This is a genomic window from Streptomyces mayonensis (assembly GCF_018982965.1).
Classification (GTDB): Bacteria; Actinomycetota; Actinomycetes; order Streptomycetales; family Streptomycetaceae; genus Streptomyces; species Streptomyces mayonensis.
The window spans coordinates 1-10,341 of sequence record NZ_JACBYP010000182.1; the positions used below are offsets into that span (position 1 = coordinate 1).

Consider the following 10,341-nt stretch of genomic DNA (forward strand, 5'->3'; position numbering starts at 1 on the left):
ACGCGGGTGACCTCGTCGGCGAAGGCGGAGAGCTGGTCGACCATCGTGTTGATGGTGTTCTTCAGCTCCAGGATCTCCCCGCGCGCGTCCACGTCGATCTTCTGGGAGAGGTCGCCCTTGGCCACGGCCGTCGCCACCTGCGCGATGTCACGCACCTGAGTGGTCAGGTTGCCCGCCATCGCGTTGACCGAGTCCGTCAGGTCGGCCCAGGTGCCCGAGACGCCCGGCACCCGCGCCTGCCCGCCCAGGGTCCCCTCGGTGCCGACCTCGCGGGACACCCGGGTGACCTCCGAGGTGAACACGGACAACTGGTCCACCATGCCGTTGAAGACCTTGGCGATGTCACCCATCAGGCCGTCCGCCTCGTCCGGCAGCCGGGTGCCGAAGTCGCCGTCCCGCACGGCCGTCAGACCCGCCAGGAGGCGGCGCAACTCCTGATCGCCCGGAACCGCTTCGACAGTCCCGGCGCTGTCGTTGGTCATGCGCACCCTCGTTCCGCTCCCCAGGAGCCCTCCGGCGAGGACTCACGACCCCCTCCGGGACACTCGCGCGCCCCGGCCTCCGTGCGCGCGTCCGCGCAGTTCACGGAAATCCCCCCGGTCAGAAAAATACGCCAGAAGCCGCCCCGGGCGCGCCGTGCGTACACAAAGCGTTACCCCCCGGAGGGGAACGTCCCCCGAATGCGGCAGCCCCGGCCGGGTATCTGCTGCGGTGGAGCCGGTCCGGCGACCTCCGGACCGACTCCGTACTCGTCGCCGACACGGGAGGGAAGGGGCAGCGTGCCGATGGAGAGCATCTGGTCGTACGCGGCGGACAGCGGTCATGCGGAGGGACAGGAGCTGACGGGCTGCGACGTCGTGGCCGACGACGGCACCATCGGGCACGTGGACCGGCAGGCCGAACACTTCGGCATGCGGCACCTGGTCGTCGACACCGGCGTCTGGGTGTTCGGCCGGAGCGTCCTCGTACCGGTCGGCGTGGTCCGGGGCATCGACCCCGAGGCCCGCACGGTCACGCTGAGCTGCACCAGGGCCGAGGTCAAGGCCGCGCCCAGGTTCAGGACCGACAGCGAGACGATGGACCGGGAGTACCTTGCCTCGGTCGGCGACTACTACCACCGGCTGCCGCCGCGGGAGAGCTCCGCGACCTGACCGGTCCCGAACGACAGCACGCGGAAACCGGGGAACCACTGACATGGAACCGACCGACGCAGTCACCACGGCCCCGCCCGGCGTCGAGCCCCTCGGCGCGGCGGCGCCGGGCGCGGTGGGCGGCGCCGCGCAGGCACGGGCGTACGCCGAGTCGGTGGCGCGGGAGTGGGGCGTCCCCGGGGGCGGCGTGCGCGAGGAGGACGTCGGGGACCTGCTGCTCGTGGTCTCCGAGCTGGTCACCAACGCGATCCGGCACGGCGGCGGGCTGGCGGGCTTCGAGGCCGGGCCCACGCGCGAGGGCGTACGGATCGCCGTCCACGACCACAGCGCCGTGGTGCCCAGGGCCGTGCACACGTTCCCCACCACGCACCCGGGAGGCGGCTACGGATGGCCGCTCGTCGCCCGCCTGGCCCGGGACATCGCCGTCGACCTGCGGCCCGGGGGCGGCAAGACCATCAGCGCGCTGGTGCCGCTGCGCCCGGCGACCGCTCGCTGACTGCGGCGACCCCGGCCCGCGCCGCCGTCCTCACCAGGGCAGGAAGACGTGGATGTCCTTGCCGCGGTCGCCGGAGACGACACTCACCTGGTCGGACAGGGTGTGGATCAGATGCCATCCGATGCCGCCCCCGCCGCGGCTCGGATGGAAGGGGCGCGGCACGGGCTCGGTCGTACTGGTGTCGTGCATCACCACGTGCACGCCGTCGAAGGTACGGCGCAGACGCAACTGGAACGGCCCGGGGGCGTACTGCACCGCGTTCGCCGCGAGTTCGGTGACGACGAGCAGGATGTCGTCCCAGTGCTCGGGCGCCGCGGGCGGTGCGGCCCGCGCCAGGTCGTAGAGGAACTCCTCCGCGACCAGGCGCGCACCCGTGACGTTGTGCAGCTCTCCGGTGAAGCTGGCGGTGCGGTTCGTGATCTCCTCGGAAGCCAGTGTCCTGTCCCAACGCGACTCGGCTGCCATTGCGCCTTCCCGGCCCGGCCACTGCCGGGCGTCGTCCTCACTTCGTCTTCTCTCCGTCTCCGGTTCCCGTGTCTTCCGTCTTTAGTTCCCGTGGCGGCCGAGGCTAGTCGCGTCGGGATGCCCTGGTCGCGGCGGGGGGACGGAGGGACGTCGGACGGGTGACCCGGCACGGATCACCGCAGGAAGACGTTCTCCGGCTCCTCCCAGCCGACCGGCTCCTCCGGCTCCCGTGGCTCCTGCGTCTCCCGCGGCGGACGGCGGTGCGACCGCGCCTCGTACATCGCGTCGATCTCCAGCGCGAAGGCCGCGACGATCTCGTCCCGCCGCAGCTTCATCGACGGCGTGAGCAGCCCGTTGGCCACGTCGAACGGCTCGGGCAGGACGCGGAAGACCCGGATGGACTCCGAGCGGGAGACGGCGCTGTTGGCCGCGGCCACCGCCCGCGCGACCTCCTCCCGCAGCGCGTTCGCCTCCCGCGCCTCCCGCGCCGGGGCGTCGCCCTGCAGGGCCAGCCCCGCACGCCAGTGGGTCAGGAACTCCGGGTCCAGCGTGATCAGGGCGCCGACGCAGGGCCGGTTGTCGCCCACGACCACCGCCTGGTGGACGAGCGGGTGCATCCGCAGCCGCTGCTCCAGCGCGGCCGGGGCCACGCTCTTGCCGCCGCTGGTGATGATGATGTCCTTCTTTCGGCCGGTGATCGCCAGGTAGTTCTCGGTGTCCAGGTGGCCGATGTCGCCGGTGGCCAGCCAGCCGCCGCCCATCACCTGCCGGGTGGCGGCCTCGTCACCGACGTACCCCTGGAACAGCGACGGCGCGCGCACCAGGATCTCCCCGTCGTCGGCCAGCCGGATCTCCGTGCCGGGCAGCGGCTGCCCGACGGTGCCCGACTTCTCCCGGCCCAGCGGCTGCATCGTCAGCGCGCCGCTGGTCTCGGTCAGGCCGTAGCCGTCGTGGACGAAGACGCCGATGCCCTCGTAGAAGAGGGAGAGCTCGCGGCTGAGCGGTGAGCCGCCGGACGTCGCCCGCTGCACCCGGCCGCCCAGCGCGGCGCGCAGCCGGCGGTACACCGTCCGCTCGAACAGGGCGTGCTGGAGCCGCAAATCCAGGCCGGGCCCGTTGCCGCGGCCCAGCCGCCGGCGCTCCAGCGCCCCCGCGAAGTCCCGCGCCGTGGCCGCGGCCCGCTCGAACAGCGCCCCGCGCCCCTCCTGCTGGGCGGTGCGCAGGAAGTTCTTGTAGATCTTCTCCAGCACCGAGGGCACGGCGTACAGATAGGTGGGTCTGAAGGAGCGCAGCGCCGAGGAGAGCGCCTCGCCGGTCAGTTCCGGCTCGTGCGCCATCAGGAACCCGCCCCGGACACACAGGTTCTGGATCATGAGCCCGTACACGTGCGAGAAGGGGAGGTACGCGAGGACCGTGCCCTGCTCGCCGGGGGGCGCGATCGTGCTCGCCCAGCCGGCGAGCAGGGTGTCGCAGGGGGCGGCGAGACCGCGGTGGCTGAGCGCGCAGCCCATCGCGCGTCCCGAGGTGCCCGACGTGTAGGCGACGACCGCCGTGGAGTCCGGCAGCACGATGCGGCGCATGGAGTCGACCGTGGTGAACGGCAGGGACGCGCCGCGCTCCACGAGCGTGTCCACGGCCCCCGCGTCGAGCTGCCAGACATGACGCAGGGACGGCAGTACGGCGCACACCGAGCCGACGGTCATCACGCTCTGTTCGTCCTCGACGACCACGCCCACGCAGCCCGCGTCGCGCAGGATGTACTCGACCTGCTCGCGCGAGGAGGTCGGGTAGATCGGCACGACCTCGGCGCCCACCGCCCACAGGGCGTAACTGAAGACCGTCCACTCGTACCGGGTGCGGGCCAGGATCGCCACCCGGTCGCCCGGCTGGACGCCGCTCGCGATCAGGCCTTTGGCCAGGTCGGACACCTGGTCGCGGAACTCCGCCGCCGTCACCTGGTCCCAGTGGGCCGAGCCGGGGCCGCGACGGCGGGCGAGCAGCGGCAGGGCGGGCCTTCGGACAGCCGTCTCGAAGAGGCTGTCGGCGAGCCCGCCGGCCGGCGGCGGGACGGACGGGGGAGCGGGAGCGGGTTCGCGCATGCGCCGATTCCTGACGTCTACGGAGGGTGACCCCGCCGACGAGTACCGTGGTCGGCGGTGCTCGGAATCTAGCGGAGTCGCAGGCCGCGGGGGGCTCGGACGGCAGAAGTGATCCCGCCCGGTGATCCCCCGGTGATCCGGGCCGGATCGGGGGACCCGGACGGCATGAGCTATACGAATCCCGATCCCGATCCCCGGCGCACCACCGGTCTGGAGCCCGGCGGAGGAGTCCCGCCGGGGGAGACGCCGCCGGCGGAGAGCAGCCTGCCCGAGGCGGGCCCGCAGGAGCTGCACAACCCGCCCAAGGGCTGGGCCAAGGGACCACTGACCCTGATCCTCGCCGTGGTGCTCCTGGTCGCGGCCGGCTTCCTCGCCTACGCCATCGCCCTGATGCTCTGAGCCGGAGGCATGCCGGCCACCGGCTCGCCCGGCACCCCGTCGGCCGCCGCGGGGCCCGGCGCCGGGGTCTGCGCCGGGGGCTGTGCCGGCCGACGGGGTGCCGGGCGTCGGCGTCGGGTTCCTCCGCGACCGGTCCGCCGGGCCCCGACGACGGGACGCCCGGCGGTCCGCCGCCCGCCGGTCCGGTGTCCGCCGACGCGGTACCCGCCGGTCCGGTACCGTTCTCGCCACTGTTCTCGCTGATGTCCACGCGCTTCCTGCGTGCTCGACACATCTTCTTCTGCCGCGGGCCGGGGGCCCGCCGGCAGACGCCGGCCCAGCGGAGCAGGCCGGCCGGGCGCAGGCGCCGGCGCCGGGCAGGGACCCGTTGGCCGTGACCCGGCGCGCCGGACGGGCGGGAACACGGCGCGGAGACCAGGGGGCCGGACCACCGTGCGGCCCGCGGCGCCGTGCAACCGCCTCGCCGCCGCCCGTACGGCCCAGTGCAACCGCCCCGTCACCGCACGGACCGGGCCGGGACGCGCGCCTGCGCCGCACGGGCCGGAGCGGGGGAACACGCGTGGTCGCCGCAGGCGTGCGGCCGCGTCCCGCGGTCGGGCCGTGCCGTGCCGGCGCGTGTCGAGGCGTGCCGGGGGGACGGGGCCGGGCGCGTCAGGACGCCTGGGTGCGGCGGACGCACGCGGTGACGACCTCCCGCAGGCTGCCGGTGCGGGCCAGCAGGTCGCGCTGCACCCCGGCGCCGTTGCCGTGGCGCAGCAGGCGGGCGGTCTCCTCCCGTACCCGGTCCAGGTCGCCCGAGGCGGCGAGCGCGTCCCGCGCGTGCTCCACCAGGGCGCGTACGACCGTCTCGGCCGGCATCCGCCGCATGGTCGCCGGATGCAGCAGCTCCCCCGACAGACCCGACCGCGCCGCCCGCCACGCCGCGAGCCGCAGCAGGCTCACGCTGTGCCCGTCCGGCTCCGCGCCCGCGCGCCACTCCCGCGCGGCCGTGTCGACCAGTGCGCGGGCCACGGCGGCGAGTGCCACGGCCGTACCGGCGTCCAGGCACACGTCCGCGACCCGGAACTCGACCGTCGGATACCGCTGGGACAGCCGGGCGTCGAAGTAGACCATCCCGTCGTCGAGGATCGTGCCCGTGGCGAGCATGTCCGCGACCCGCCGGTGGTAGCGCTCCGCCGACCCGAACAGCTCCGTCGGCCCCGCCGACGGCCACCGCTGCCAGACCCGGCTGCGATAGCTGCTGTAGGAGGAGTCCGCGCCCTGCCAGAACGGCGAGTTGGCGCTCAGCGCGGTCAGTACCGGCAGCCAGGGCCGCACCCGGTCGAGCACCGCGACGCCCTCCTCGTCGGAGTCGACCGAGACGTGCACGTGGCAGCCCAGGACCAGCTGCTCGTGGACGACGACTCCGTACTGCTCGGCCATCCACGCGTAGCGCCGGTTCACACCGATGGACGGGGCCACCGGCAGGGGCGAGGTGGCGAGCGCGGCGACGGCGCACCCGATTCCCCCGGCGTGCCGCCCGGCCTCCTCACGGCAGCGGACGATCTCCCCGTGCAGCCGCTCCATGTCCGCCTGCGGATGCGTGGCGAACTCGAGCATCTGCTCGTGCAGCTCCTTCTCGAAGACGTCCTGCCCGGCGTCCTCCAGCGAGGCCCGGGCGAGCACGGCGGCGGACAGCGCCCGCGGCTCGCCGGTCGCGGGGTCGACCAGCAGGAGCTCCTCCTCCACTCCGACGGTGCGCACCCGGTGCCGCCTTTCTGTGGGCCGGTGGGACCGTCCGACTGCCCGGGGCGGCCGGACGGACACCTGCCCGCCTCACCCGGCGTACGGAGTCAGCCACACCGTGGCCAGCGGGGGCAGCGTGATCCGTACGCTGCCGTCCTCCGTCCTGACCGGCTCCGGGTCGGCCACGCCACTGCCGCCGTACGCCTCGGCGTCGGTGTTGAGGACCTCCTGCCAGGCGACGGCCCCCTCGCCGACGGGAAGCGGGTACCCGTGCCGCACGACCGGCGAGAAGTTCGACACCGCCAGCAGCGGCGCGCCGTCCGCGTCGAAGCGCAGGAACGCGAAGACGTTGTCCTCGGCCGCGTCCACCGAGACCCACCGGAACCCGGCCGGGTCGGTGTCGCGCTGCCACAGGGCCGGGGTGCGCGCGTAACGGGTGTTCAGCTCGCGGACCAGGTCCCGCACCCCGCGGTGGTCGGCCGCCGAGTGGTACCCGTCGTCCGTCAGCCACCACTCGGGCCCCTCCTGCTCGGACCACTCGGCGCCCTGCGCGAACTCCTGCCCCATGAACAGCAGCTGCTTGCCGGGGTGGGCCCACATGAAGCCCAGGTAGGCGCGGACGTTCGCGCGCCGCTGCCACCAGTCGCCCGGCATCTTCGACACCAGGGCCTGCTTGCCGTGCACCACCTCGTCGTGCGAGATGGGCAGCACGTAGTTCTCGCTGTAGGCGTACACCATCGAGAACGTCATCTCGTGGTGGTGGTACCTGCGGTGCACCGGCTCGTGCGCCATGTACTCCAGCGAGTCGTGCATCCAGCCCATGTTCCACTTCAGGCCGAAACCGAGCCCGCCGGTGTCGGTCGGCCGGGTCACCCCGCCCCACGCGGTCGACTCCTCGGCGATGGTCACCACGCCCGGGCAGCGGCGGTAGACGGTCGCGTTCATCTCCTGGAGGAACGCCATCGCCGCGAGGTCCTCGCGGCCGCCGTACCGGTTGGGCTCCCACTGCCCGGAGTCGCGGGAGTAGTCCAGGTAGAGCATCGAGGCGACCGCGTCGACGCGCAGCCCGTCGATGTGGAACTCCTCGCACCAGTACACGGCGTTCGCCACGAGGAAGTTGCGCACCTCCGTGCGCGCGAAGTCGAAGGTGTACGTGCCCCAGTCCGGGTGGGTCGCACGCCGTTCGTCCCCGGGCTCGTACAGCGGGTCCCCGTCGAAGCGGCCCAGCGCCCAGTCGTCCTTGGGGAAGTGCGCCGGCACCCAGTCCATGATCACGCCGATCCCGGCCCGGTGCAGCGCGTCGACCAGGAAGCGGAAGTCGTCCGGCGAGCCGAGGCGCGCGGTCGGCGCGTAGAAGCCGGTGACCTGGTAGCCCCAGGACGGCCCGTAGGGGTGCTCGGCGACCGGCATCAGCTCGACGTGGGTGAAGCCCAGGTCCTTCACATAGGCGGGCAGCTGCTCGGCCAGCTCGCGGTAGGTCAGCCCCGGCCGCCAGGACGGCAGGTGCACCTCGTACACCGAGAACGGCGCCTCGTGCACGGGCCGGTCGGCGCGGGTCCGCATCCACTCGGCGTCGCCCCACTCGTGGCGCGAGGCGGTCACCACGGACGCGGTGTTCGGCGGCTCCTCGGCCGCGCGGGCCATCGGGTCCGCCTTGAGGAAGCGCTGCCCGTACCGCGAGTGGATCTCGAACTTGTACCGGGTGCCCTCCCCGACGCCCGGCAGGAACAGCTCCCACACCCCGGACGAACCCAGCGAGCGCATCGGGAACGCGGTCCCGTCCCAGTGGGTGAAGTCGGTGGCGACCCGCACGCCCTGCGCGTTCGGCGCCCACACCGTGAACCGGGTGCCGGTGACGCCCTCGTGGGTCGTCGGGTGCGCGCCGAGCGCCTGCCACAGCTGCTCGTGGCGTCCCTCCGCGATCAGGTGCAGGTCCAGGTCGCCGAGCGCGGGCAGGAAGCGGTACGGGTCGTGCGTCTCCTGTTCGGCCCGCTCGTAGGCCACCACGAGGGTGTACGCCGGGACCTCCGTCAGCGGAAGCACACCGGAGAACAGTCCCTCCCCCTCCGACACGAGGGCGTGGCGCTCGCCGCCGACGACCACGTGCACCTCGCGGGCGAAGGGGCGCAGCGCCCGGAAGGCGATGCCGCCGGGCACCGGGTGGGCGCCGAGCAGGGCGTGCGGGTCGTGGTGCGCACCCGCCAGCAGGCGTCCCCGGTCGGTGGGGTCCAGCGGCGGGGCCGCCCCGCACGCGCCCGACGCGGACGGGGCGGGGGCGGACGGCTCGGGGATCGAAGTGTCGTGGAGGGCCACGGGTCAGTCTCCTCTCACGGCGAGTCGTTCGATCGCCGCCATGGGTACGGGAAGCCAGTCGGGGCGGTGCCGGGCCTCGTACAGCACCTCGTACACGGCACGGTCCGTCTCGTAGGCGCGCAGCAGGCCGTGCTTCTTGCGGGGGTCCCAGCCGGCGCGGGCGGCGTAGCCCGCGCAGAACGCCTCCCGGCAGCGGCGCGCCCACTCCGGACGCCACGGGCGGCGCTGCCGGGCGGCGTAGTCGAAGGAGCGCAGCATCCCCGCGATGTCGCGGACGGGGGAGTGGGCACTGCGCCGCTCGGCCAGCGGGCGCGAGGGCTCGCCCTCGAAGTCGATGACGAACCAGTCCCGGCCGGCCCGCAGCACCTGCCCCAGGTGCAGGTCGCCGTGGACGCGCTGGGCGGGCGGCCCCGAGTCGCAGGTGGACAGCGCCGCGAAGGCCGCCCGCAGCCCCGGTACGAAGGGCTGCAGCGCCGGTACGCAGTGCGCGGCCGCGGTCAGCCGCTCGGTCATCGCCGCCGCCGTGCGGCCGTTCTCGCCCGGCGCGCCGACCGGGAAGGCGGAGGCCAGCGCGAGGTGCACGTCGCCCATCGCCCGCCCCAGCTCATGGGCCTGCACGGTGAACTCGTCCCCGGCGGCCAGCGCGTTCAGGGCGAGGGTCCAGCCGTCCGAGGCGCCGGGCAGGAACGGCTGGAGCACGCCCAGCGTCGCCCGGTACGGATGGGTCGTGCGCATCCACGCCACCGGCGCGGGGACCCGGCCGCAGCCCTGCCGGGCCAGCGCGTCCGGCACCTCCAGGTCGGGGTTGACCCCGGGCTGGACCCGCCGGAAGAGCTTCAGGATGAACTCGTCGCCGTAGATCAGCGAGGAGTTGGACTGCTCCGCGTCCAGCAGCCGGGGCGCGAGGCCGCCGGGCACCGGCAGCGCCGGGTCGGCCTCGAACCGCAGTGGCCCCGCCTTGCCCGGATGCCGCAGCCGCTCCAGGAGCAGCTGGGCGGTCCGCGGGTCGTGCAGCGCGTCGTAGACCGTCCGGCCGGCCAGCGGCCCGTCCTGCACCCGTCCGATGACCGCCCGGCCCAGGCGGGGCGACGGCTGCTCGCGCACGCCGAGCAGCAGCTGGTAGCAGTCCCCCGCCGGGGGAGCGCCGCCCGGAGCGGGGACGGAGCCGTTCCCCGTGTGCACCAGCAGGTGCAGACAGCCGGGGAACAGCTCGGTCATCGACAGCAGGCCCAGCTCGGCCACGGGCCGGTCCTTGCCCGCGAACCAGCGCTGGCGCGGCAGCCACTGGCGCAGCAGCTCGCCGAGGGACGCCATCGGCTCGGCGAGCTGCCCGCGTCTCGGGCGCAGGGGTGCGGTCTTCGGCATGGTGACGCGTCCTTTCCTCGGCCCACGCTCAAGCGCGGCGACCGATGCGGGATGCGACTCGGGTGAGCCGGAACCAGTAGAAGCCGTGGCCCCCGAGGGTCAGCAGGTACGGCAGTTCGCCGATGGCGGGGAAGCGGACGCCGCCGAACAGCTCGACCGGATGACGTCCGGCGAACTCGCGCAGATCGAGTTCGGTGGGTTGGGCGAACCGCGCGAAGTTGTTCACGCACAGCACCAGGTCGTCCTCGTATTCGCGCAGGAAGGCCAGGACGGCCGGGTTGGAGGAGGGCAGTTCGGTGTAGGTGCCGAGGCCGAAGGCGGGGTTCTG

Annotated in this window: 10 protein-coding genes; 3 read left to right on the plus strand and 7 right to left on the minus strand. The window is 73.9% G+C overall.

Annotated elements, in window-relative coordinates; all coding sequences use genetic code 11:
* A partial coding sequence (locus HZS56_RS35935; protein ID WP_216725007.1) for a HAMP domain-containing protein occupies positions 1-482 on the minus strand: 482 nt, incomplete at its 3' end.
* Positions 483-785: 303 nt separating this feature from the next.
* Here HZS56_RS35935 and HZS56_RS35940 point away from each other — a divergent pair.
* Both HZS56_RS35940 and HZS56_RS35945 read left to right on the plus strand, forming a co-directional pair.
* A complete protein-coding gene (locus HZS56_RS35940; RefSeq protein ID WP_216725016.1) occupies positions 786-1,151 on the plus strand; it encodes a PRC-barrel domain containing protein in 366 nt (121 codons plus the stop codon).
* A 43-nt stretch (positions 1,152-1,194) separates the two neighbouring features.
* Positions 1,195-1,647, plus strand: coding sequence for an ATP-binding protein (locus HZS56_RS35945; RefSeq protein ID WP_216725008.1), 453 nt, complete (start codon positions 1,195-1,197; stop codon positions 1,645-1,647).
* Positions 1,648-1,677: 30 nt separating this feature from the next.
* Here HZS56_RS35945 and HZS56_RS35950 read toward each other — a convergent pair whose 3' ends face one another.
* Both HZS56_RS35950 and HZS56_RS35955 read right to left on the minus strand, forming a co-directional pair.
* Positions 1,678-2,112 (minus strand): ATP-binding protein, encoded by a 435-nt coding sequence (locus tag HZS56_RS35950; protein ID WP_216725009.1) that lies wholly within the window; start codon positions 2,110-2,112, stop codon positions 1,678-1,680.
* Positions 2,113-2,285: 173 nt separating this feature from the next.
* Positions 2,286-4,211 carry an AMP-dependent synthetase/ligase gene (locus HZS56_RS35955; RefSeq protein ID WP_216725010.1) on the minus strand — a complete coding sequence of 642 codons (1,926 nt, stop codon included), beginning with the start codon at positions 4,209-4,211 and terminating at the stop codon, positions 2,286-2,288.
* A 165-nt stretch (positions 4,212-4,376) separates the two neighbouring features.
* Between HZS56_RS35955 and HZS56_RS35960 the strand changes: the two genes are divergently transcribed.
* The gene (locus HZS56_RS35960) at positions 4,377-4,610 is read left to right on the plus strand and encodes a DUF6480 family protein (protein WP_216725011.1); all 234 of its coding nucleotides are present in this window, start codon (positions 4,377-4,379) and stop codon (positions 4,608-4,610) included.
* 651 nt (positions 4,611-5,261) lie between these two features.
* On the opposite strand, the gene HZS56_RS35965 is transcribed toward HZS56_RS35960, so the two are convergent.
* The 4 genes from HZS56_RS35965 to HZS56_RS35980 all read right to left on the minus strand — a co-directional run.
* Positions 5,262-6,353 (minus strand): glutamate--cysteine ligase, encoded by a 1,092-nt coding sequence (locus tag HZS56_RS35965; RefSeq protein ID WP_216725012.1) that lies wholly within the window; start codon positions 6,351-6,353, stop codon positions 5,262-5,264.
* A 72-nt stretch (positions 6,354-6,425) separates the two neighbouring features.
* Positions 6,426-8,648, minus strand: coding sequence for a 1,4-alpha-glucan branching enzyme (gene glgB, locus HZS56_RS35970; protein WP_216725013.1), 2,223 nt, complete (start codon positions 8,646-8,648; stop codon positions 6,426-6,428).
* Between the two features lie 3 nt (positions 8,649-8,651).
* Positions 8,652-10,013 carry a maltokinase N-terminal cap-like domain-containing protein gene (locus HZS56_RS35975; protein ID WP_216725014.1) on the minus strand — a complete coding sequence of 454 codons (1,362 nt, stop codon included), beginning with the start codon at positions 10,011-10,013 and terminating at the stop codon, positions 8,652-8,654.
* Positions 10,014-10,041: 28 nt separating this feature from the next.
* A partial coding sequence (locus HZS56_RS35980) for an alpha-glucosidase C-terminal domain-containing protein (protein ID WP_216725015.1) occupies positions 10,042-10,341 on the minus strand: 300 nt, incomplete at its 5' end.